The sequence below is a fragment of the Sphingomonas azotifigens NBRC 15497 genome (assembly GCF_002091475.1).
GTDB lineage: Bacteria > Pseudomonadota > Alphaproteobacteria > Sphingomonadales > Sphingomonadaceae > Sphingomonas > Sphingomonas azotifigens.
On sequence record NZ_BCTR01000021.1, the window covers coordinates 159,293 to 180,910 of the forward strand.

27 protein-coding genes are annotated in these 21,618 nt (G+C 67.9%); 17 read left to right on the forward strand and 10 right to left on the reverse strand.

Annotated elements, in window-relative coordinates; translation table 11 throughout:
• Positions 1-21: 21 nt before the first annotated feature.
• Positions 22-489 carry a VOC family protein gene (locus SAZ01S_RS09620; RefSeq protein ID WP_084582051.1) on the forward strand — a complete coding sequence of 156 codons (468 nt, stop codon included), beginning with the start codon at positions 22-24 and terminating at the stop codon, positions 487-489.
• Positions 490-538: 49 nt separating this feature from the next.
• Positions 539-886 (forward strand): hypothetical protein, encoded by a 348-nt coding sequence (locus SAZ01S_RS09625; protein WP_084582052.1) that lies wholly within the window; start codon positions 539-541, stop codon positions 884-886.
• Between the two features lie 204 nt (positions 887-1,090).
• Here the strand turns inward: SAZ01S_RS09625 and SAZ01S_RS09630 are convergent, their stop codons facing one another.
• From SAZ01S_RS09630 to SAZ01S_RS09640, 3 genes are read right to left on the reverse strand one after another with little or no spacing between them, the layout of a single operon-like run.
• The gene (locus SAZ01S_RS09630; RefSeq protein ID WP_084582053.1) at positions 1,091-1,741 is read right to left on the reverse strand and encodes a CoA transferase subunit B; all 651 of its coding nucleotides are present in this window, start codon (positions 1,739-1,741) and stop codon (positions 1,091-1,093) included.
• The gene (locus SAZ01S_RS09635; protein ID WP_084582054.1) at positions 1,741-2,637 is read right to left on the reverse strand and encodes an HAD family acid phosphatase; all 897 of its coding nucleotides are present in this window, start codon (positions 2,635-2,637) and stop codon (positions 1,741-1,743) included. Before SAZ01S_RS09635 ends, SAZ01S_RS09630 begins: the two co-directional genes overlap by 1 nt.
• A complete protein-coding gene (locus SAZ01S_RS09640) occupies positions 2,634-3,341 on the reverse strand; it encodes a CoA transferase subunit A (RefSeq protein ID WP_084582055.1) in 708 nt (235 codons plus the stop codon). Before SAZ01S_RS09640 ends, SAZ01S_RS09635 begins: the two co-directional genes overlap by 4 nt.
• A 240-nt stretch (positions 3,342-3,581) precedes the next feature.
• On the opposite strand from SAZ01S_RS09640, the gene SAZ01S_RS09645 reads away from it, so the two are divergent.
• The 4 genes from SAZ01S_RS09645 (at position 3,582) to SAZ01S_RS09660 (ending at position 7,153) form a co-directional block, all read left to right on the forward strand.
• Positions 3,582-4,112 (forward strand): outer membrane protein, encoded by a 531-nt coding sequence (locus SAZ01S_RS09645; protein WP_084582056.1) that lies wholly within the window; start codon positions 3,582-3,584, stop codon positions 4,110-4,112.
• A 289-nt stretch (positions 4,113-4,401) separates the two neighbouring features.
• A complete protein-coding gene (locus tag SAZ01S_RS24420; RefSeq protein ID WP_245824745.1) occupies positions 4,402-5,136 on the forward strand; it encodes a choice-of-anchor K domain-containing protein in 735 nt (244 codons plus the stop codon).
• A gap of 61 nt (positions 5,137-5,197) precedes the next feature.
• Complete coding sequence (locus SAZ01S_RS09655) at positions 5,198-6,853, forward strand: thiamine pyrophosphate-binding protein (protein WP_084582058.1); 1,656 nt, start codon at positions 5,198-5,200, stop codon at positions 6,851-6,853.
• A gap of 42 nt (positions 6,854-6,895) precedes the next feature.
• Positions 6,896-7,153: a hypothetical protein gene (locus SAZ01S_RS09660; protein WP_084582059.1), complete on the forward strand. Its 258-nt coding sequence runs from the start codon at positions 6,896-6,898 to the stop codon at positions 7,151-7,153.
• Between the two features lie 190 nt (positions 7,154-7,343).
• Here the strand turns inward: SAZ01S_RS09660 and SAZ01S_RS09665 are convergent, their stop codons facing one another.
• The 3 genes from SAZ01S_RS09665 to thiS all read right to left on the reverse strand — a co-directional run bounded on the left by SAZ01S_RS09665 (position 7,344) and on the right by thiS (position 9,378).
• Positions 7,344-7,514 (reverse strand): CsbD family protein, encoded by a 171-nt coding sequence (locus SAZ01S_RS09665; RefSeq protein ID WP_084582060.1) that lies wholly within the window; start codon positions 7,512-7,514, stop codon positions 7,344-7,346.
• 92 nt (positions 7,515-7,606) lie between these two features.
• On the reverse strand, positions 7,607-8,374 hold the full coding sequence (locus tag SAZ01S_RS09670) for an alpha/beta hydrolase (RefSeq protein WP_084582061.1): 768 nt from the start codon (positions 8,372-8,374) through the stop codon (positions 7,607-7,609).
• A complete protein-coding gene (thiS, locus tag SAZ01S_RS09675; protein ID WP_084582062.1) occupies positions 8,374-9,378 on the reverse strand; it encodes a sulfur carrier protein ThiS in 1,005 nt (334 codons plus the stop codon). Before thiS ends, SAZ01S_RS09670 begins: the two co-directional genes overlap by 1 nt.
• Before the next feature lie 79 nt (positions 9,379-9,457).
• Here thiS and aroQ point away from each other — a divergent pair, with 79 nt between their 5' ends.
• The 4 genes from aroQ to arsC are packed head-to-tail and all read left to right on the forward strand — an operon-like array spanning position 9,458 to position 12,126.
• Complete coding sequence (aroQ, locus tag SAZ01S_RS09680) at positions 9,458-9,892, forward strand: type II 3-dehydroquinate dehydratase (RefSeq protein ID WP_084582063.1); 435 nt, start codon at positions 9,458-9,460, stop codon at positions 9,890-9,892.
• Between the two features lie 44 nt (positions 9,893-9,936).
• Positions 9,937-10,419, forward strand: coding sequence for an acetyl-CoA carboxylase biotin carboxyl carrier protein (gene accB, locus SAZ01S_RS09685; RefSeq protein ID WP_084582064.1), 483 nt, complete (start codon positions 9,937-9,939; stop codon positions 10,417-10,419).
• A gap of 10 nt (positions 10,420-10,429) precedes the next feature.
• Positions 10,430-11,794 (forward strand): acetyl-CoA carboxylase biotin carboxylase subunit, encoded by a 1,365-nt coding sequence (accC, locus tag SAZ01S_RS09690; protein WP_084582065.1) that lies wholly within the window; start codon positions 10,430-10,432, stop codon positions 11,792-11,794.
• Positions 11,791-12,126, forward strand: coding sequence for an arsenate reductase (glutaredoxin) (gene arsC / locus SAZ01S_RS09695; RefSeq protein WP_084582066.1), 336 nt, complete (start codon positions 11,791-11,793; stop codon positions 12,124-12,126). The genes accC and arsC overlap by 4 nt, the downstream gene beginning before the upstream one ends.
• A 142-nt stretch (positions 12,127-12,268) precedes the next feature.
• Here arsC and SAZ01S_RS09700 read toward each other — a convergent pair whose 3' ends face one another.
• The gene (locus SAZ01S_RS09700; RefSeq protein WP_084582067.1) at positions 12,269-13,117 is read right to left on the reverse strand and encodes an NAD(P)H-binding protein; all 849 of its coding nucleotides are present in this window, start codon (positions 13,115-13,117) and stop codon (positions 12,269-12,271) included.
• 88 nt (positions 13,118-13,205) lie between these two features.
• Here SAZ01S_RS09700 and SAZ01S_RS09705 point away from each other — a divergent pair, with 88 nt between their 5' ends.
• The 5 genes from SAZ01S_RS09705 (at position 13,206) to SAZ01S_RS09725 (ending at position 15,612) form a co-directional block, all read left to right on the forward strand.
• A complete protein-coding gene (locus SAZ01S_RS09705) occupies positions 13,206-13,613 on the forward strand; it encodes a winged helix-turn-helix transcriptional regulator (protein WP_084582068.1) in 408 nt (135 codons plus the stop codon).
• A 219-nt stretch (positions 13,614-13,832) separates the two neighbouring features.
• Positions 13,833-14,183, forward strand: coding sequence for a CidA/LrgA family protein (locus tag SAZ01S_RS09710; protein ID WP_084582069.1), 351 nt, complete (start codon positions 13,833-13,835; stop codon positions 14,181-14,183).
• A complete protein-coding gene (locus tag SAZ01S_RS09715; RefSeq protein ID WP_084582070.1) occupies positions 14,180-14,881 on the forward strand; it encodes an LrgB family protein in 702 nt (233 codons plus the stop codon). The genes SAZ01S_RS09710 and SAZ01S_RS09715 overlap by 4 nt, the downstream gene beginning before the upstream one ends.
• 63 nt (positions 14,882-14,944) lie before the next feature.
• Positions 14,945-15,187, forward strand: coding sequence for a type II toxin-antitoxin system Phd/YefM family antitoxin (locus SAZ01S_RS09720; RefSeq protein WP_084582071.1), 243 nt, complete (start codon positions 14,945-14,947; stop codon positions 15,185-15,187).
• A complete protein-coding gene (locus SAZ01S_RS09725) occupies positions 15,187-15,612 on the forward strand; it encodes a type II toxin-antitoxin system VapC family toxin (protein ID WP_084582072.1) in 426 nt (141 codons plus the stop codon). The genes SAZ01S_RS09720 and SAZ01S_RS09725 overlap by 1 nt, the downstream gene beginning before the upstream one ends.
• Before the next feature lie 11 nt (positions 15,613-15,623).
• Here SAZ01S_RS09725 and SAZ01S_RS09730 read toward each other — a convergent pair whose 3' ends face one another.
• The gene (locus tag SAZ01S_RS09730) at positions 15,624-15,995 is read right to left on the reverse strand and encodes a PAS domain-containing protein (RefSeq protein ID WP_084582073.1); all 372 of its coding nucleotides are present in this window, start codon (positions 15,993-15,995) and stop codon (positions 15,624-15,626) included.
• A 106-nt stretch (positions 15,996-16,101) separates the two neighbouring features.
• On the opposite strand from SAZ01S_RS09730, the gene purL reads away from it, so the two are divergent.
• Together purL and SAZ01S_RS09740 are read left to right on the forward strand one after the other, a co-directional pair.
• On the forward strand, positions 16,102-18,336 hold the full coding sequence (gene purL, locus SAZ01S_RS09735) for a phosphoribosylformylglycinamidine synthase subunit PurL (protein WP_084582074.1): 2,235 nt from the start codon (positions 16,102-16,104) through the stop codon (positions 18,334-18,336).
• 344 nt (positions 18,337-18,680) lie between these two features.
• Positions 18,681-20,252, forward strand: a complete 1,572-nt coding sequence (locus SAZ01S_RS09740) for a sensor histidine kinase (protein ID WP_084582075.1) — start codon at positions 18,681-18,683, stop codon at positions 20,250-20,252.
• A gap of 13 nt (positions 20,253-20,265) precedes the next feature.
• Here the strand turns inward: SAZ01S_RS09740 and SAZ01S_RS09745 are convergent, their stop codons facing one another.
• Together SAZ01S_RS09745 and SAZ01S_RS09750 are read right to left on the reverse strand one after the other, a co-directional pair.
• Complete coding sequence (locus SAZ01S_RS09745) at positions 20,266-20,625, reverse strand: response regulator transcription factor (RefSeq protein ID WP_218018050.1); 360 nt, start codon at positions 20,623-20,625, stop codon at positions 20,266-20,268.
• Positions 20,626-20,721: 96 nt separating this feature from the next.
• A complete protein-coding gene (locus SAZ01S_RS09750; protein ID WP_084582076.1) occupies positions 20,722-21,366 on the reverse strand; it encodes a response regulator transcription factor in 645 nt (214 codons plus the stop codon).
• Positions 21,367-21,618: the final 252 nt, after the last annotated feature.

Here is a 21,618-nt window from a genome sequence, read left to right on the forward strand (position 1 = left end):
CAACTTCCGGAGTGGGTGACCATGCGCGCGTCCGGACTTCTGCTAGCCCTTGGCGCCCCGCTCGGCGCCGCGCCGGCCTCGGCCCAGACGGCGTCCGTGGCTCCGGCCCAGGCCGAGCATGTAGCGATCCAGGCGTCGGACATCGATCGCAGCGCGACCTTCTACCACGAGGCATTCGGGCTGCGCCTGATCCCCACCCCGCTCAAGAACCGCCGCTGGCTGGACCTCGGCCACGGCATGGCGCTGCACATCCTCGACGGCCGCACCGCGCCCAAGCCGTCGAACCGCGACGAGCATCTGGCCCTCCATGTCGACGATCTCGCGACGGTGACGGCATGGCTCGATGCGCATCATCTGGTGTGGACCAACTTCACCGGCGAGCCGCGCAAGATGCAGCTCCGCTTCGACGGCGTGCGGCAGATCTATGTGCAGGATCCCGACGGATATTGGCTGGAGGTGGGGGACAGCCGGGGCGTGCCGGCGAAGTGACGGAAAGCACCCCAGTTGCGGACATTCATTCGACGTGGGAGTCTGCCGCATGCAGGTCAACGTGATCGAAGGTGACATGCTCATCGGCGCTGCCGCCATAGAGCATCTGGACCCGCCGATGGGCGTTGCGTTTGGTCCTTTCTCGCCGACCCTCGTCTATGCGTCGGCTTCGCACGCAAACGTTATTGAGGGCGAGTATGTGGGCGATAAAGGCCTGATCTTAGCGGCCACCGCTGATCCACATGGCGCTTTGAATGCTTCGATTGCCATCGAAGATTATGGCGATCTCGGGCGGCAGCTGACGTTGTTCTTTAGGGACGGCGAAACCTTCGCCGCGCTTTTTGCCACGCACCCGGATTACATAGCATATTACCCCCACCTCGCTAACGGCAGCTAACCACCAGTACCCGCCGTCCCACTTTCATTCAGGACATTGCGCGAGACCAAATCACTGCGTCATCCCCGCGCAGGCGGGGATCCATTGGCGCTGGTTGCGCGGTTCTTTCCCCCGGCGTCCTGGCAAATGGATTCCCGCCTTCGCGGGAATGACGGTGGTGTTTGACGGGCCGACGCGGGCGTCTCTTGGCGAACGCCCCGCCCCTCACGCCGTCGCCAGCGCAACCTCATACGCCGCCGTGGTCTTCGCCGCGACTTCCTCCGCCGTCACCCCCGGTGCCAGCTCGATCAGCCGGAACGGCGAGCTGTGATCCACCCGCGAAAACACCGCGAGATCGGTGATGATCATGTCCACCACATTCTTCCCCGTCAGCGGCAGGGTGCAGTCGGGAATGAACTTGGGGCTGCCGTCCTTGGCAGTATGCTCCATCACCACGATGATCTTCTTCACGCCGGCGACCAGGTCCATCGCGCCGCCCATGCCCTTGATCATCTTGCCCGGGATCATCCAGTTGGCGATGTCGCCGCCCTGGCTCACTTCCATCGCGCCGAGCACGGTCAGGTCGATATGCCCGCCGCGGATCATCGCGAAGCTGTCCGCCGAGCTGAAATAGACCGAACTGGGCAGCTCGCTGATCGTCTGCTTGCCGGCGTTGATCAGGTCCGGGTCCTCGTCGCCCTCATACGGGAACGGCCCGATGCCGAGCATGCCGTTCTCGGACTGGAGCGTCACCTCGACGCCCGCCGGAATGTGGTTCGCCACCAAGGTCGGGATGCCGATGCCCAGGTTGACGTAGAAGCCGTCCTGCAGCTCCTTCGCGGCGCGCGCCGCCATGTCGTCGCGGGTCCAGGCCATCAGTGCTTCTCCTGCGGATCCGTCCAGCGCGTCGCCGACGGGAAGGTTTGGTCATAGGTGGAACCGAGCCCGGTTCCGTAGACGGGGTTGGGCAGCACGAACCAGCCGCGGCCCCACATCGAGCCGATCACCGGGCTGGCCGCGGCCATGCGCCGCTCGGGCGGAATGAGCCCCGCGAACAGGTCGGTAAAGTCGCCGAGCTGGTCGCCGCCCATCGCCACCACGCACCAGCGCTGGGCAATCGCATCGCGGCGGCCGTCCTTGCCGGACTTGCCGTCGACATCGCCCTTGAGGAACAGGGTCTCGCCATGCCTGGCCGGGCCGAGCCCCGCGAAGGTCAGCGCGGCTTCCGTCTGCTCGGCATTGGCGGCGGCGCGGTTGGTGTTGAAGATCACCGTCACGCCCATCGCCCGCAGCGCCCGCACCGCGTCGAGCGCGCCGGGCACCGCCGCGACCTTCATCGCGCCGGTCTTCTCCCAGCGATCCCAGCGCGCGGCGTCATAGGCGCCGCCATGCTCGGCATCATAGGATTCATAGCCGAGGTTGAGCAGCAACGTCTCGTCGACGTCAAACACCGCCGCCGCCGGCTTGTCGCCGCACGACTGGAAGCGCGGGCTCGCCAGCGTCGCGCCGGGCGCCAGCACCACCGAGGTGCGCGGGCCGCTGCCCCTAGGATCGTCCTTGGCCATGCGCGCGCGGACATGATCGACCAGCGCGGCATAGGCCTGCGCGCTCAGCGCCGCCGCTTCGCCCGAGCCGTAGAGATACTGCATCCCCGCCGGCACGCCGCCCGCCGGGGCAGCCTGCACCGGCGGCGCCTGCACCACATGGGTGTCGACGATGCAGCCCGATAGCGCCACGCCGGCAGCCGCCAGCAGCAGGGCGGACCGGATCATGCCGCCTCGCGCGGACGGACGGTGCGGAACTCGATCTTCTTGTCATAGGGCGCGCCGACGACCAGCCGCTTCACATAGATGCCCGGCAAATGGATCTGGTCGGGGTCGAGGCTGCCGACCGGCACCACTTCCTCCACCTCGGCAACGCACAGATGGCTGGCGGTGGCCATCGGCTGGTTGAAGTTGCGCGCGGTCTTGCGGAAGATCAGGTTGCCGGCTTCGTCGGCCTTCCAGCCCTTAACGATCGACAGATCGGCGCGGATGCCGCGCTCGAGGATATATTCCTCGCCGTCGAAGACCTTCACTTCCTTGCCCTCGGCGACCTTCGTGCCGACGCCGGTCTTGGTGTAGAAGCCGGGGATGCCCGCGCCGCCGGCCCGGCAACGCTCGGCAAGCGTGCCCTGCGGGCAGAATTCCACCTCCAGCTCGCCGGAGAGGTACTGGCGCTCGAACTCCTTGTTCTCGCCGACATAGGAGGAGATCATCTTCTTCACCTGCCGACTGCGCAGCAGCTTGCCCAGGCCTTCATTGTCGATGCCGGCATTGTTCGAAGCGATGGTGAGATCCTTGACGCCCGAGGCCTGGATCGCGTCGATCAGCCGCTCGGGGATGCCGCACAGGCCGAAACCGCCCGCGCAGATCATCATCCCGTCGAACAGCAGCCCTTCCAGCGCTGCGTTCGCGTTGGGGTAGAGCTTGTCCATCGACGATTCCCTCCGAATGTTTGGAGCGGCGATAATCCGCCCGAGGCAGCCCGGTCAAGCGAACCTGAACCGACTTTCAACTTCACTTGCATGACGCTACGGCAGCGCTAACCGTTGCATTTGCGCAACACACGTCGATGTAACGCATTTGTCATATTGCACCCGCGAACGCAGTGCCTATTTGGGGCGCCTGGATGGCCATCCGGTTATAACAAGTAATCAGTCCAAAGGTATCACATCATGCGTATTTTCGCAGCGACGGCGCTCGCCCTCATGGCCTCCGCAACCCCCGCCCTGGCGCAGGACGCGACCTTCCAGGGTCCGCGCGTCGAAGTCGTCGGCGGCTGGGACCGTATCGAGACCAAGGGTCCGGACGCGTCGGGCTTCGTCTATGGCGGCGCAGCGGGCTATGACCTGCAGCGCGGCAACATCGTCGTCGGCGTTGATGGCGAAATCACCGGCACCACCACCAAGAAGAGCTCGGCGCTCGCTGGTGTGAAGGGCGGCCGCGATTTCTATGCCGGTGCGCGCCTCGGCTATGTCGTCGCTCCCTCGACCCTGCTGTACGGCAAGGTCGGCTATGACAACAGCCGCGTCATCACCACCGCCGGCAAGGCGCGCTTTGCCGACAACGTCGACGGCATCCGCCTCGGCGCGGGCGTGGAGCGGACCTTCGGCCACTATTATGGCAAGGTCGAGTATCGCTACACCAACGCCGCGCAGGGCGTGGAGCGCCACCAGGTGCTGGCCGGCCTCGGCTACCGCTTCTGAGCGAGCTTGGATGCGCGGCGTGGCCCCCCGCGCCGCGCTTCCCGGAGCCCCGCATCGGCAACGACGCGGGGCTTTTTCGTGCGTGTTCGACACGGCAACGGATTGCTTTATGACTGGTTTTGGACCGGTCCATTTAATATAAGCAGGGTCGGCATTGACCATGGGGGGATTCGCGGGGCCATCGGTCGCCCGCGCATCGATCGAGGTCCTGCCGGTCTGGCGGCAGCCGCTGGGGGGCTGGCTTCCCGTTGGCGGCGTGCGCGCTGCAACCGTCAACGGGAGATTACGCATGCTGTATCGAACAAGGATTGCGCTCGCCCTTTCCGCCGCCGCGATCGCGCCGGTGGCCCATGCCCAGGACGTGGCAGGCACCACGTCCGCGATGTTCCTCGATCCCTCGCCGGCAAACGCCGTCACGCAAGGGCTGGGATCGGCGCATTTCGGCTGGGGTACCCCGTTCAAGCCGGTCCCGTCGCAGCCCTATCAGGGCGCCAACGAACTAAACTTCATTGACACCCCGTTCAGCGCCAATTTCGAGCAGGCGTTCAAGATCGGCACCCTGTATTACTATAACGGCACCACCCTCGGCCTGCTGCCCGACACGATCGATGTCGCCATTTCGCTGAGCTTCTCGCAGCCGCAGATCCCGGTGTTCAGCAACAGCTTCACGCTCAAGCTCAAGTCCACCGACAACAAGGGCGATGACGCCGCCAATGCTGACTACGTCTATTTCCCGCAGACCTTCTCAGCGACCGAATTCACCATCAACGGCACGGTCTATCGGGTGCAACTGACCGGGTTCGCCAACATCGTCGGCGATGGCTATCTCGCCTCGAATGCGCAGCAGCTGCACGTGGTCGAGGGCAAGGCGGCCACTGCCGATCTCTTCGCCCGCGTGACCACCCAGACCCCGGGGGTGCCGGAGCCGGGCAGCTGGGCGATGCTGATCGCCGGCTTCGGCGTCACCGGCGCCGCGATGCGCCACCGCCGCAAGGCGCAGGTCCGGCAGACCGTGCTCGCCTGAGGCGAAGCCACCCGGCGGGGCGGCTCGACTCGACCGCCCCGCCGGGACTACCATCGCCGCCATGACCACGAACCGTACCGGGGGCCGCATCCTCGTCGACAATCTGGTGGCGCAGGGCTGCGACCGGATCTTCCATGTCCCGGGCGAGAGCTTCCTCGCCGTGCTCGACGCGCTGCACGACACGCCCGAGATCGACCTCGTCACCTGCCGCCAGGAAGGCGGCGCGGCGTTCATGGCCTGTGCCGACGGCGCGATGACCGGGCGGCCGGGGGTGTGCTTTGTCACCCGGGGGCCGGGGGCGACAAACGCCAGCATCGGCGTGCATGTCGCGATGCAGGATTCGCAGCCGATGCTGCTGTTCATCGGCGATGTCGATCGCGGCATGCGCGACCGCGAGGGCTTTCAGGAAGTCGACCTGCCCGCGATGTTCGCGCCGCTCGCCAAATGGGCGACGCGGATCGAGGACGCGCGCCGCATCCCCGAATATGTCGCCCGCGCCTGGAACGTCGCCACGTCGGGCCGGCCGGGCCCGGTGGTGATCGCGCTGCCCGAGGACATGCTGCTCGATGTCGTGGAGGCGGTGGACCGGCCCGCCATTGCCGAGCCGATCCAGGCGGCGGACGCCTTCGACCTCGACCAACTCTACGATCTGCTGCGCGGTGCCGAGCGCCCGATCGCGATCGTCGGCGGCGCTGGCTGGGATTCGGATACCGCGGAGGATTTCGCCCGCTTCGCCGAATCGATCGATCTGCCGGTCGCCTGTGCGTTCCGGCGGCAGGACGCGATCAACAATGCCTCGCCGGTCTGGGCGGGCAATCTCGGCTATGGCCCCAACCCCAGGCTGGTCGACCGGATCAAGGCGGCAGACCTGCTGCTGGTAGTCGGCGCCCGGCTCGGCGAGGCGACGACCGACGGCTACAGCCTGATCACGCCGGAGCATCCGGGGCAGACGCTCGTCCATGTCCATCCGGACCCGAACGAATTCCACCGCGTCTATCGCGTCGACCTGCCGATCTGCGCGCGGCCGTTCGAATTCGCGGTTGCCGCCGCGGCGACGGCAGACGCGGCCAGCCTCCCCCGCTTCGACGGCGCCGCTGCGCACGCTGAGTGGCAGGAATGGGCGACCCCCAAGCCGCGCGAGGGCGTGGCGCTCGATCTCGGCCCCTGCGTCGCCGCGATGCGCGACGCGCTGCCGGCGGACACCATCATCTGCAACGGTGCGGGCAATTTCTCGGGCTGGTGGCATCGCTATTGGCACTATGCCGCACAGCCGAGCCAGCTCGCCCCCACCGCCGGTGCGATGGGCTATGGCGTGCCGGCCGCCGTCGCCGCCGCGCTGCGCTTCCCCGACCGCCGCGTGGTCGCGGTGGCAGGCGACGGCGACTTCCTGATGAACGGGCAGGAACTCGCCACCGCCGTCCAGCACGACGCCGACCTGCTGGTGATCGTCGTCGACAACGGCGCCTATGGCACGATCCGCATGCACCAGGAGCGGGAATTTCCCGCCCGGCTCTCCGGCACATCCTTGCGCAATCCCGATTTCGCCGCGCTCGCCCGCGCGTTCGGCGGCTGGGCGGCGACGGTGGAGACGACCGACGGCTTCGCGCCGGCGCTGGCCGAAGCACTCGCCCAGCCCGGCCTCAAGCTGCTCCATTGCAAGACCGACATCGAGGTGATCAGCCCCGCGACGACCGTCACCAAGCTGCGAAATCGGTAGAAGGATAGGAAGCCGTTAACCGCCCCTGGCTAGAATGACGTCATGGGACAGCAGACGGTAGAGCGGTGGCGCACGGCGCATGTTGGAAAGCGGGGCGACCGTGCCCGGATCGGCGGCCTGCCGGTGTGGCAACGCGAGTGGCGCTGGATCAACAAGAAGATGGTTCGCCTGCCGCACCCGCTGCACACCAGCGACACCATGTCGTTCATGATCTGCGAGATCGGCCCGGCCACGGCACCGATCCGCTTCGCCGCCGCGCAGGTAGAGCCCGACATGTGGGCGTTCTACGTGCCGGATTGAGGAACACGCTTCTAAGCCCCTCCCCTTCAGGGGAGGGGTTGGGGTGGGGCCTGAACTGAGAACGACTCCTTCGCTCGTCGGTCATCCCCCACCCCCAACCCCTCCCCTGAAGGGGAGGGGCTTTAGGTAGAATCAAAACGGGCCGCGCCTCTCGGCACGGCCCGCTCAAATGTCCGGTTTCGTCCGCGACTTAGATGTCGTCGCCGAGCGCACCCTTGATCTTGCCGCCGAGCTGCTGGGCCTTGCCCTTCATCTCCTGCGCCGCGCCTTCGTCGCGCGTCTCGGGATTGTCGCTGTGCTGCTTCACCTTGCCGGCCAGCTCGTTGAGATTGCCTTTGATCTTGTCGGTCAGCTCGCCCATGATCGATACTCCTGGCTAGGGTCGGGTGCCACAAGAACACGACACCATCGACTTGCTCGAAATAACGTACATTGGGCGATCAGGGTTCCCGATCAGCCGCGCGTGACTTCGCCCAGAAACGCCATGGTCGCGCGCCATGCTTCCTGCGCGCCGTTCGGGTTCTTGGTCCGGAGCAGCGTCGAGCTGCCATGCACCCCGCCCAGCTTGGGCACGAACTGCGTCTTCTGCGTCGAGGGCGAGGCGGCGAGGATCGTGCGCGCGGCATCCTCCTCATGCCCGTCCTGCGCCGAGGTCACGAAGATCGGCACCGAGACCTGCCTGGCCGCGCGCGCCACCGCGCCCTTGTCGCCCAGATATTCGCCCGGCGAGAAGGCGAGCAGCGCCTTGACCTGCCCCGGATGCTCGGCGGCGAGCGGGAAGATCAGCGCGGCGGAATAGCTGCTGCCCCACAGGATGATCGGCAATTTCTGCTCGCGCGCCCAGGCGAAGGCGGCATCCAGATCCTTCTTCGCATCGGCATAGCTCGCCGAATGGCCGAGCATCTTCACCGTCTCGTTGGTCCCGAACAGCGTCCCGCCGGCGCGCTGGTCGATCCGCAGCGACGAATAGCCCGCCTGCGCCAGCTGGGGCGCGAGCAGGGCATATTCGTCCTTGCCCGATTCGGCCTGGTGGAACAGCAGGATCAGCGCCTTGGGCTTGGCCGCGCGGGTATAGATGCCGGCGATCCGGATCCCGTCCGCCGCGCGCAGCGACACCGGCTCGGCCGAGATCGGCCCCTGATTTTCCATCGGATCGCCCTGCGGCCGCGGGTGGCACGCAGCCACCCCGAGCAGCGCCAGCGCCGCCAGCGCCGCCCGCATCAGATCAGCCCCGCCAGCGGGCTGGACGGATCGGCATAGCGGCGCTTGGCCATCCGGCCCGCGCGGTACGAGAGCCGCCCGGCCTCTACCGCCGCCTTCATCGCCGCGGCCATCAGGATCGGGTCCTTGGCCTCGGCGATCGCGGTGTTCATCAGCACGCCGTCGCAGCCCAGCTCCATCGCCACCGCCGCGTCCGAGGCCGAGCCGACGCCGGCATCGACCAGCACCGGCACCTTGGCGCCCTCGACAATCAGCCGGATCGTCACCTGGTTCTGGATACCGAGCCCCGAACCGATCGGCGCGCCCAGCGGCATGATCGCGACCGCGCCGGCATCCTCCAGCCGCTTGGCGGCGATGGGATCGTCGACGCAATAGACCATCGGCAGAAAGCCTTCCTTGGCCAGCACCTCGGTCGCGCGCAGCGTCTCGACCATGTCCGGATACAGCGTCCGCGCTTCGCCGAGCACTTCCAGCTTCACCAGCTCCCAGCCGCCCGCCTCGCGCGCCAGCCGCAGCGTGCGGATCGCCGAGTCGGCATCGAAGCAGCCGGCGGTGTTGGGCAGATAGGTGATCTTCTTGGGGTCGATATAGTCGGTGAGCATCGGCGCCTTGGGGTCGCTGACATTCACACGGCGCACCGCCACGGTGACGATCTCGGCGCCCGAGGCGGCGACGGCCGCGGCGTTCTGCTCGAAATCCTTGTACTTGCCGGTGCCGACGATCAGCCGCGAGCGGAAGGTCTTGCCCGCCACCGTCCAGCTGTCGTCCGCAAGCGGCCCGGCATGGTCGCCACCCCCCACGAAATGCACGATCTCCAGCTCGTCACCGTCCTCGACGATCACTTGCGCGAGCGTCGAGCGCGGCACCACTTCGAGGTTGCGTTCCACCGCCACCTTCTCGGGCACCAGCCCCAGCTCGCTCGCGAGCTGCGCGAGGGTGAGCCCGGCGGTGATGCGCTTGTGTTCGCCGTTGACGCGGATGGAAACGGTGCCGTCGCTATGCATGAAAAGCCTTGGATTTGATCGGAGACGCCCTCTCATATAAGGAGCCTCGCATCCTGCCCGCAACCGAAAGGCGCCTGCTTTGGCCGATACGATCTTCGTCTTGAACGGTCCCAACCTCAACCTGCTGGGCCTGCGCGAGCCGGAAATCTATGGGTCGGACACGCTGGACGACATTGCCGGCATGCTGGAGGACCGCGCCCGCGAGCTCGGGCTCGAGGTCGAGGTCCGCCAGTCCAACCATGAGGGCCATCTGATCGACTGGCTGCACGAAGCGCAGGCCGATGGCGCGCGCGCCGTGCTGCTCAATCCGGGTGGCTATACGCACACCTCGGTCGCGCTGCACGATGCGATCAAGAGCATCCGCACGCCGGTGATCGAAGTGCATCTCTCCAATCCGCACGCCCGCGAGTCCTTCCGCCACACGAGCTTTGTCGGCCGTGCTGCGAAAGGCACAGTGGCCGGCTTTGGTGCACACTCCTATATTCTCGCGCTTGAAGCCGCCGCGCGTCTCTGACAGAGGGCGCCGTTTCATTTAAAGAATTCACAAAGAAGGGTCGCATGGCCGAAGAAACCAAGACGGGTGCAATGCAGGTCGATATCGAGCTGGTCCGCCAGCTCGCCACCGTGCTCGACGACACCCAGCTGACCGAGATCGAAGTGGAGGACGGCGAACGCCGCGTCCGCGTCGCTCGCACCATCACCGCGGCCCCCGCCGCGCCGATGCAATATGCCCAGCCCGCGCCGATGCTCGCGGCAGCCCCCGCTGCAGCGGCCCCGGCCGAGATCGTCGCAGCACCCCAGCCGACGGCGAACGCGGTCAAGTCGCCGATGGTCGGCACCGCCTATCTCAAGCCGAACCCCGAGGCGAAGGCCTTCGTCGCGGTCGGCCAGCAGGTCGCCGCGGGCGACACGCTGCTGATCATCGAGGCGATGAAGGTGATGAACCCGATCCACGCGCCCAGCGCCGGCACGGTCAAGGCGATCCTGGTCGAGAACGGCCAGCCGGTCGAGTTCGACCAGCCGCTCGTCGTGGTCGAGTAACGGAACGACCATGCCCGAGATCAAGAAGCTGCTGATCGCCAATCGCGGCGAGATCGCGCTGCGCATCCACCGCGCCTGCCACGAAATGGGCATCAAGACGGTGGCGGTGCACTCCACTGCGGACGCCGATGCGATGCATGTGCGCCTGGCGGACGAGGCGATCTGCATCGGCCCGCCGGCGGCCGCAGAGAGCTATCTCAACATCCCGAACATCATCTCGGCCGCCGAGATCTCGGGCGCGGATGCGATCCACCCGGGCTATGGCTTCCTTTCGGAGAACGCCCAGTTCGCCGAAATCGTCGAGGCGCACGGGCTGATCTTCGTCGGCCCCAAGCCCGAGCATATCCGCACCATGGGCGACAAGATCGAGGCGAAGCGCACCGCCGGCGCGCTCGGCCTGCCGCTGGTGCCGGGCTCGGACGGCCCGATCAGCGACCTGGAAGAAGCCAAGGCGATCGCCGCCAAGGCCGGCTATCCGGTGATCATCAAGGCCGCCTCGGGCGGCGGTGGTCGCGGCATGAAGGTGTGCACCAGCGAGGACCAGCTCGAAACGCTGATGCAGCAGGCGGGCAGTGAGGCGAAAGCCGCATTCGGCGACGCCACGGTGTATCTCGAAAAGTATCTCGGCAATCCGCGCCACATCGAGTTCCAGGTGTTCGGCGACGGCAACGGCAACGCGATCCATCTCGGCGAGCGCGACTGCTCGCTCCAGCGCCGCCACCAGAAGGTGCTCGAAGAGGCGCTGTCGCCGGTGATCACGCCGGAGGAGCGCGCGCGCATGGGCGGCATCGTCGCCAAGGCGATGTCCGACATGGGCTATCGGGGCGCTGGCACGATCGAGTTCCTGTGGGAAAATGGCGAGTTCTACTTCATCGAGATGAACACCCGCCTCCAGGTCGAGCATCCGGTGACCGAAATGATCACCGGCATGGACCTGGTCCGCGAGCAGATCCGCGTCGCCGAAGGCCATGGCCTGTCGGTGCGCCAGGAGGATCTGGAGTTCCGCGGCCACGCGATCGAATGCCGCGTCAACGCCGAGGATCCGCGCACCTTCGCGCCCTCGCCGGGCACGATCACCCACTTCCACGCGCCGGGCGGCATGCATGTCCGCGTCGATAGCGGCATCTATTCGGGCTACCGGATCCCGCCTTATTACGACTCGATGATCGCCAAGCTGATCGTCTATGGCCGCACCCGCGAGGGCTGCATCCTGCGACTGAAGCGCGCGCTCGAAGAGTTCGTGGTCGACGGCATCAAGACGACGATCCCGCTCCATCAGGCGCTGCTCGACGATCCCGAGTTCCTCAAGGGCGACTATACGATCAAGTGGCTCGAGGAGTGGCTGGCCCGCCAGGACGAGGCAGCCGCGGCGTGAAGGCGACCATCTACCACAACCCGCGGTGCTCCAAGTCGCGCGAGGCGCTGGCGATCCTCCAGGATGCCGGCGCCGAGGTGGAGGTGATCGAATATCTCAAGACCCCGCCGACCCGCGATACGCTGGCGGAGCTGTACCAGCGCGCGGGCATGACCGCGCGCGAAGGCCTGCGCATCGCCGAGGACGCCGCCAAGCCGCTGAAAGGCGCGGACGACGATACCATCCTCGACGCGATGGCGGCCAACCCGATCCTGATCGAACGCCCGCTGGTGGTGACCGAGCGCGGCGTGCGGCTGGGTCGCCCGCCGGAAAAGGTGCGGGAAATTCTGTAAGCCTTCGCTCCCCTCCCGCTTGCGGGAGGGGTCGGGGGAGGGAACGACGTGGCGGCTCCTGCCGCAACGGCATCGCAGGCGACAACGTCATCCCCTCCCCTAGCCCCTCCCGCAAGCGGGAGGGGAACGATAAGCGGAAGCCTCAGCCCTTCACCCCGGCCGCGATCGTCTCGCGCCACGGCGTGGTCGGCCGGCCGATCAGCCCGGACAGCGTGCGGGAATCATCGAACAGCGCGCCGTCCGCCACCCGGGCATCGCTGTCCGCGAGGATCGCCGCGAACGGCGCCGGCAGCCCCGCACCTTCCAGCGCCTTGGCATAGTCCGCCTGGGGCAAGTCCTGATAGGTCACCGGCTTGCCCGAGGCCTCGGCCAGCGCCGCCGCCAGCTCGGCATGGGTGAAGCCGGTATCCCCGGCCAGCTCGAACGTTCCCGCCTGCCCGCGCGCCAGCACCACCGCCGCCGCCTCGGCATAGTCCGCACGGGCCGCGCCCGAGACCAGCCCGTCGCCCGCGCTGCCGATCAGCACGCCATGCGCGATCGCCGGACCGGCGCTCATCAGGTAGTTCTCGGTGTACCAGCCGTTGCGCAGCAGCGCGTGCGGCACGCCGCTCGCCGCCAGCAGGTCTTCGGTCGCCTTGTGCTCGATCGCCATCTGCATCGGCGAGGTCTGCGCGCGGAGCAGGCTGGTATAGGCGATCAGCTGCACGCCCGCCGCCTTGGCCGCGTCGATCACCGCCTGGTGCTGCGGCACGCGGCTGCCGATCGCGGTGCCCGAGATCAGCAGCAGCCGGGTCACGCCGGCCAGCCCCGGCGCCAGCGTCTCGGCCGCATCATAGTCGAACGCACGCACGGTCACGCCCTTGGCGGCGAGATCGGCGACGCTTTCGGGGTTGCGCGCGAGCGCGACGATTTCGCTGGACGCGACCTTGCCGAGCAGCGATTCGATGACGAGGCGGCCCAGCTGGCCCGAGGCTCCGGTAACGGCGTACATGGCAGTTCCTTCCTTCGTGGATTGACGCCAGCGATCTAGCGACCCACTTACGGATCGTAAGTACGCACACAAAGGTAAGTGTCAAAAAATGTCGGAGCACGCACCCCGCCCCGCTTCCCGCACCCTCGCCGCGATGATGGACCGCGGCGATGTGTTCGTCCCCGACTGCCCATCGCGCGCGGTGCTCAAGCGGATCACCAGCAGCTGGGGCCTGCTCGTGCTGGTGGCCCTCCGCGACGGCACCCGTCGCTTCAGCGAACTGCGCCGCCGGGTGAACGGCGTGAGCGAGCGCATGCTCGCCCAGACGCTCCAGCAGCTCGAGGCGCACCATCTCGTCACCCGCTACAGCCTGCCGGTGGTGCCGCCGCATGTCGAATACAGCCTCACCCCGCTCGGCGAGGCCGCGGCGGCGAAGGTCGAGGATCTCGTCGAGTGGATCCAGGCGAACATCGCCGCGCTGATGCCGGCGGAGGCGGAGGCCGAGGCGGCGGAGTAGCGCCAAGTCGTCATCCCGGCGAAAGCCGGGATCCATTTGGGCCTCCGTTCCGGCGCTTGCTGAAGCCGAGAGGCGACTGGATCCCGGCTTTCGCCGGGATGACGAACGGAGGACGACTGTCCTGCACTACTGCCGCCTTCCCCGCTTGCATCCGCCGCAACCACCCCGCCCGCGCCGCGCAGTATACCTCGCCGCGCGGGCATGGCATGGCGCCCGGCCATGATCGCCGCCATCGCCACCCTGCTCCTCTGCCAGCTGCTCGGCGAGGGGATCCATCTGCTCTCCGGCCTGCCGTTGCCGGGCGCCGTGATCGGCATGTTCCTGCTGCTCGGCTGGCTGCTGCTCCGTCCCGGCGAGCGGCCGACGCTGGTGCAGGTCTCCGCCTGGCTCACCGCGCATCTCTCGGTGATGTTCGTTCCCGCCGCGGTCGGGCTGATCGAGGAGGGGCCGGTGCTGGCGCGCAACGGCGTGGCGATCGTCGTCGCCACGCTGGTCTCGACGCTGCTGACCATGGTGGTGACCGCCCTCGTCTTCCGCTGGGCGCTGGCCCGGCAGGAGCGCGGCGCATGAGCGGCATCTGGCCCACGCTCCAGACGACGCCGCTGCTCTGGCTGGCGGTGACGCTGCTGGTGTTCGAGGGCGCCGACCGCCTGTCGAAGCGCAGCAACCGCCATCCGCTGTGCCACCCGGTACTGCTGGCGACCCCGGTGCTGATCGCGATACTGCTCGCCACCCGCACGCCCTATCCGGTCTATGCCCGGAACACCGCGATGCTCGGCTTCCTGCTCGGCCCGGCGACGGTGGGGCTGGCGGTGCCGCTGTGGCGCAACCGCGCGCTGGTGCGCCGCGCCGCGGGCCCCTTGCTGCTCGCGCTGTTCGCCGGATCGCTGACGGCCATCGCCAGCGTGACGGGGATCGTCTGGGCGTTCGGCGGTAGCGCGCAGATCCTCGCGACCGTCGCGCCGCGTTCGGTGACCACGCCCGTCGCGATGGCGCTGGCGCAGCAGCTCGGCGGCATCCCCGCGCTGGCGGCGGTGGTGGTGCTGATCGCCGGCGTGTTCGGCGCGATGATCGCGACCCCGCTGCTCGATGCGCTGCGGATGCGGGATTATCGCGTCCGCGGCTTCGCAGCGGGCGTCGCCGCCCATGGCTTCGGCACCGCCCGCGCCTTCCAGGTGGACGAGCTCGGCGGCACCTTCGCCGGCATCGGCATGGCGCTCAACGCCGCGATGACCGCGCTGCTGCTCACGCTGTGGGCGGTGCTGTAGCCCGACCCTCGTAAAGATGGGTCGCGCACGCTATATGACCAGGTAGATGGTCAGGAGTCTCCGATGGCAACGATCAGTCTGGCAGAAGCCAAAGCCCGTCTGAGCGAACTTATCGATCGCGTGGAGGCCGGCGAGTCGGTGGAGATCACCCGACGCGGCAAGCCCGTGGCGCGCATTTCGGCCATCCCTGCGCCGCGCCAGCGGGTCGATATTGCAGCCCTGGAAGCACTTGCTGCAGCCATGCCGCCGCAGCCGCAGAGTGCTGCCGATCTGGTTCGCTCGATGCGCGACGACGCGCGCTATTGATGCTCTATCTCGACACGTCGCTGCTCGTCGCGGTGCTATCGAACGAGGCGTCCGCACCCGCGCTTCGTGCATGGCTGGATGCACAGGATCCCTCGGAACTTGTGATCAGCGACTGGACGATCACCGAAATGTCCTCGGCGCTGGCGATCAAGCTGCGCACCGGACAGATCGACCTGGGGCTGCGCGCGGCAACCCTCGCCTTGTTCAACACGCTCGTCGCCAACAGCCTAACGCTCGTGCCGGTCAGCGACAGCGCCTTCCGGAGCGCTGCTGCCTTTGCGGACCAGCACCTGCTGGGGCTACGCGCCGGCGACGCGCTGCACCTGGCCGTGGCGGCAGAACATGGCGCCACGGTGCACACGCTCGACCGGCGGCTTGCAGAGGCGGGGCCGCAGCTCGGCGTCCCGACCGTCCTCTTGCCATAGGCCGCGAACGACTATTCGTCCGTCACGTCCTGCTTGGTGCCGTACAGCCGCACCGGCGTTCCGCCGACGCATTCCACATCCGCGGTCAGCCGCATCTTGCGCAGTTCACCGTCGCGGCGGCGGATCGTCACGTCGATGGTGAAGCTGCCGCCTTCCGCGATCGCCTTGCTCCGCACCTGCTCCAGCAGCGCCGCCGACTCCGGCGTGTACATCGCCACCGCCTCGTCGCGCGTCACCCGTGCGCCGCGCGGGAAGCCGAACAGGTCATAGACCCCTGGCGACCAGCGCAGCGCCTGCGTCGCCAGGTCGCATTCCCAGGTGGCGGGCAGCGGCAGGAGCGATTCTTCGAGGGCCGGTTGCTGGGCAAGCGGTTCAATTGTCATAACGTTTGCAACGTATCATGGATCAGGGGCGGGAGCGACCTGTCCTTCGGGCGTCTGAAAACTGCCGGGGTGACGCGCGCGCGCGACCCCGCTAAGGGGTCCGGCCATGACCCAGATCACGCCCGAGATCGTCGCCGAGCACGGCCTTTCGCCCGAAGAGTATGACCGCGTCCTCAAGGCGCTCGGCCGCGAGCCGAACCTGACCGAGCTCGGCATCTTCTCGGTGATGTGGTCCGAGCATTGCAGCTACAAGTCCAGCCGCATCCACCTGAAGAAGCTGCCGACCACCGGCCCGCAGGTGATCTGCGGCCCCGGCGAGAATGCCGGCGTCGTCGATATCGGCGACGGCCAGGCGGCGATCTTCAAGATGGAGAGCCACAACCACCCGTCCTATATCGAGCCCTATCAGGGCGCGGCGACCGGCGTGGGCGGCATCCTGCGCGACGTGTTCACCATGGGCGCGCGGCCGATCGCCAACATGAACGCGCTGCGCTTCGGCCGGCCCGATCATCCCAAGATGAAGCACCTCATCGCCGGCGTCGTCCACGGCATCGGCGGCTATGGCAATTGCGTCGGCGTGCCGACCGTCGGCGGCGAGGTGAACTTCCACCCCGCCTATGACGGCAACATCCTGGTCAACGCGATGACCGTCGGCATCGCCGATACCGACAAGATCTTCTATTCGGCGGCCTCGGGCGTCGGCAATCCGATCGTCTATGTCGGCTCCAAGACCGGCCGCGACGGCATCCACGGCGCCACCATGGCGAGCGCGGACTTCGGCGAGGACTCGGAAGAGAAGCGCCCCACCGTCCAGGTCGGCGATCCCTTCACCGAGAAGCTGCTGATCGAAGCCTGTCTCGAGCTGATGGCCTCGGACGCGATCGTCGCGATCCAGGACATGGGCGCGGCGGGCCTCACCTCGTCAAGCGTCGAGATGGCGTCCAAGGGCGGCGTCGGCATCGAGCTGATCATGGACGACGTGCCCCAGCGCGAAACCGGCATGACGCCCTACGAGATGATGCTCTCCGAAAGCCAGGAGCGCATGCTGATGGTGCTCAAGCCCGGCCGCGAAGCCTTTGCTGAGGCGATCTTCCGCAAGTGGGAGCTCGATTTCGCGGTGATCGGCCATGTCACCGACACCGGCCGCATGGTGCTCAAGTGGAAGGGCGACACCGTCGCCGACATCCCGCTCGCTCCGCTCGCCGACGAGGCACCGCTCTACGATCGCCCGCACGTGCCGACGCCCAAGCCGGCCGAGCTGCAGAACGTGCCGGAATGCACCGATCCCGCCGCCGATCTCGTCAAGCTGATGGGCTCGCCGGACATCGCCAGCCGCCGCTGGATCTGGGAGCAATATGACCACATGGTCGGCGGCGACACCGTGCAGCGCCCGGGCGGCGACGCGGCGGTCATCCGCGTCCACGGCACGAACAAGGGCCTGGCGATCACCACCGACTGCACCCCGCGCTATTGCTTCGCGGACCCGGTCGAAGGCGGCAAGCAGGCCATTGCGGAAGCGTGGCGCAACCTCTCCGCGGTGGGCGCCACCCCGCTGGCGGTGACCAACTGCCTCAACTTCGCCAACCCGCAGCGCCCCGAGATCATGGGCCAGATCGTCGGCGCGCTGGAAGGCATGAGCGACGCCTGCCGCGCGCTCGACTTCCCGATCGTCTCGGGCAATGTCAGCCTCTACAACGAGAGCAAGGCAACCGGCGGCGGCTCGGCGATCCTGCCGACCCCGGCGATCGGCGCGATCGGCCTGCTCAAGGATTGGCAGAAGAACTGCACCATCGCCTTCAAGGGCACCGGCGACGTGATCATCGCGGTCGGCGAGCGCAGCGGCCATCTCGGCCAGTCGATCTGGCTGCGCGAGATCTGCGGCCGCGAGGAAGGCCCGCCCCCACCCGTCGACCTGATGATGGAGCGCCGCACCGGCGCGTTCGTCCGCTCGGCGATCTGCGGCGGCGCGATCACCGCCTGCCATGACGTGTCGGACGGCGGCCTCGCGGTGGCGATCGCCGAGATGGCGCTGGCATCGAACATCGGCGCGATCCTCGATCAGCCCCAGCCGTTCGGGGTGGCGGGCAGCTGGTTCGGCGAGGACCAGGGCCTGTATGTCGTCACCGTGAAGGACGAGGCGCTGGCCGACTTCCTGGTCGCCGCCGACAAGGCCGGCCTCGCCGCCGATCCGATCGGCCGCACCATCGCCAACCGCATCATCTTCGAGATGGAGGAAGGCGATTTCTGCGTGAGCCTGGCGGACCTGCGCAAGGCGCATGAAGGCTTCTTCCCGGCGCTGATGGGCACGGCCGAGGCCGTGAGCGAAGCGAACGCGATCTAGATGCACATAAGCCCCTCCCCTTTAGGGGAGGGGTTGGGGTGGGGTAGTGTCTCACAGAGACCGACCTCTGTTCTGGAATCCCTCCACCCCCACCCCCTCCTCCAAGGAGGAGGGGGTGAAAGATCCAACATCGCCGTCATCCCCGCGAAGGCGGGGATCCATTGGCGCAGGTGCCGCGGTTCTTTCCCCGAGCATCCTGGCAAATGGATTCCCGCCTTCGCGGGGATGACGCGCATTTGCGGGAGGCAGCGGCCCTGCGCTCCCCCCACAAGCCCCAAATGGGGGGTACCGCCTTGCTCGCCTTGGGCTGGTGACAGCGCGGCCGCCGCTGCATCCTCCACTTCATGTCGGATGTTGGGGATCGGGCCACGCGCGGCGGCAGCGTCATCGTGTCGGGCGGCACGCGGCCGGGTGCCGCGCTGGACCGCATCCGCGTCCGCGCGCTTGCCGCCGCGCTGCTCGCCGCCGGCATCTTCTGGATCGACAGCTTCACCAGCTTCCACAGCGCGATCGCCACGCTCTACCTAGTCGTCCTGCTGCTCGCCGGGCCGCGCCTCGACCGGCGCCAACTGGTCGGCTGGAGCCTCGCCTGCGCGGCGCTCACCCTGACCAGCTTCGTCGTCGTCCACCGCGACACGCCGTCGACCGACGCCGTGCTGCGCCTGCTGGTAAGCCTCGCCGCCAACGCTGTCACCACCGGGCTACTGCTCCACCGCATCGTGCTCGACGAGCGCGTATCGCGCGAGGAACGCCGCTATGCGACGATGACCGACACGCTCGCCATCGCCATTTGGGAACATGATTTCAGTCCCGTCGCCGATGCGGTCGCCGCGCTGCGGGCGTGCGGCGTCACCGATCTGCGCGCCTATCTGCGCGCCCATCCCGAATTCGTCGCCAGCATCCGCCGCCAGGTGCGCATCACCGATGTCAACCAGACCGCGCTCGACATGATGGGCGTGCCCAGCAAGGCCGCCTTCTTCCGCAGACTCGGCGATTTTCTGCCGGAGACCGATGCCAGCTTCGCCGACTGCATCCTCGCGATCGACGAGCAGCGGCCGATGTTCCAGGCGGAGACCCAGGTGATCGCCGCCGACGGATCGCCGATCGACATCATCGTCGCGTTCAGCCTGGCGCCCGGCACCTGCCTGGCGCACGTGCCCGGCAGCATCCTCGACATCCGCCAGCGCAAGCGGCTGGAGACCACGGTCGAGCGCACCCGCATCGAGCTGGAGCGCGTCCAGCGCAGCGCCGCGATCGGCGCGATGTCGGCCTCGATCGCGCACGAGATCAACCAGCCGATTTCCGCGGTACAGAGCTATGCCGACGCCGCCGCGCGCTGGCTTGCCCGGCCCGAGCCCGATCTGGAGGAAGTGCGGCTGTCGCTCGCCGGGCTCAACCAGGCGGTGGCCAATGTCCATGCAGTGGTGCAGCGCGTCCGCTCGCTGGTCGGCGGCAGGGCGGGCGAGATGGCGCGGCTGGGCCTCGGCACGCTGGTCGCCGATACGCTCGCCGTCGCGGCGCGGGACCTCGACGTCCACGGCGCGCGGATCGATTTCGTGCCGGGCGGCGAGCCGTGCGTGCTGGGCGATCCGATCCTGCTCAAGCATCTGCTGCTCAACCTGATCACCAACGCGCTGCAAGCGATGGACGATGCCGGCGTGCGCGACAAGCGGATGGACCTCACCCTCCACGCCAACGACGATCATGTCCTGCTGCTGCTGCGCGACCACGGCCCCGGGCTGGACCCGTCGATCACCCGGCCGTTCGAGACCTTCGCCACGACCAAGCCGGGGGGGATGGGACTGGGCCTGTCGATCTGCCGGTCGATCGTCGATCTGCACGATGGCCGCATCGCGCTGAGCAACCATCCCGATGGCGGCGCGCTCGCGGTGGTCGAACTGCCGCTCGCCGCCTGAGCTTCCAGTCCCGTCAGCCCAACGCGCGTTCCAGCGCCCCCGAGAGCAGGTCCGGATCGACCGGCTTGTCGAGCAGCGCGACCAGATCGAGCGTCGCGGCGCGCGTCCGCAGCTCCGGCGTGGGATAGGCGGTCATCAGGATCACCGGCACCATCGACCCGCGGTCGCGCAGGCTCTGGCGAAGGTCCAACCCCGAGCGCCCGGGCATTTGCAGATCGGTGAGCACGCAGGCCGCGTCCCCGGAATCGGCATCCAGATAGGCGTCCGCCGACGGGTAGATCGCGGTGCGATACCCGAGGGACCGGATCAGGCTCGCCGCCGCATCGCGTACCAGGGCATCGTCATCCACCACGGCAACCAAACTGTCCCGCACGCCCACGCTCCTACCGTCGCCGGATCGTCCGGGACTATGCGCAAAGGTACGGCCGCGGGCCGCTACTGTAAGCTATACGGTCGGTTATCGGGGAAACTACGAAGTCCCGTCGCCGGACGGCAGCGCCTCGGCCGCGCGCACGAGATCCGGCACGGTGCGCAGCCCCATCTTGCGCATCAGGCTGGCGCGGTGGAGCTTCACGGTGATCTCGGCGATCCCCAGTTCGCCGGCGATCTGCTTGTTCAGCAGCCCGCGCACCACCCCCGCCATTACCTGTCGCTCGCGCGTGGTAAGCGTCGCGAAACGCTGGCGCAGCGATTCGCTCTCGCGGCTCGCGCTGCGCCGCTCGGCGGCACGGGCGAGCCCGGCATTGACCGCGTCGAGCATGTCCTGGTCGCGGAAGGGCTTGGTGAGGAAGTCGACCGCGCCGCCCTTCATCGCCTTTACCGACATCGGAATATCGCCGTGCCCGGTAAGGAAGATCACGGGCAGGTCGACGCCGCGCTCGGCCAGCCGATCGCGACATTCGAAGCCGCCCATGTGCGGCATGCGCACGTCCACCACCAGGCAGCAGGGCGTCTCGGGCAGCGGCGCCTCGAGCAGTTCCTGCGCGGAGCCGAAGTTGCGGACCGCAAAATCGACCGAGCGGAACAGCGAGTCGAGCGAACTGCGCACGAGCGGATCGTCGTCGACGACCAGCACGATGGGTTGCGCGTCCCGCGCCGGGGCGATGCTGCTCATGACTGCGATCCTTTCGCAACAGGGCGTGCGCGAAACCGGCCCTGCCGACAATCCCGAAAGGGGGGCCTCCTCCTCCCCTGAACGGGCGAGGCCCCGGCAATCGCTACCCGTTCCTGGAGGCGCCGACGCGCCCCCGGATCGCCGTCATTCGTGCCCGGCCTCCCGCCGGACCCGCGCCACCGGCGACGCCGGCCGCGGCTCGGTACGGGGCGGCGGCGCCGGGCGGGCGGCGGGCTCGGCCCGGGGCGGCGG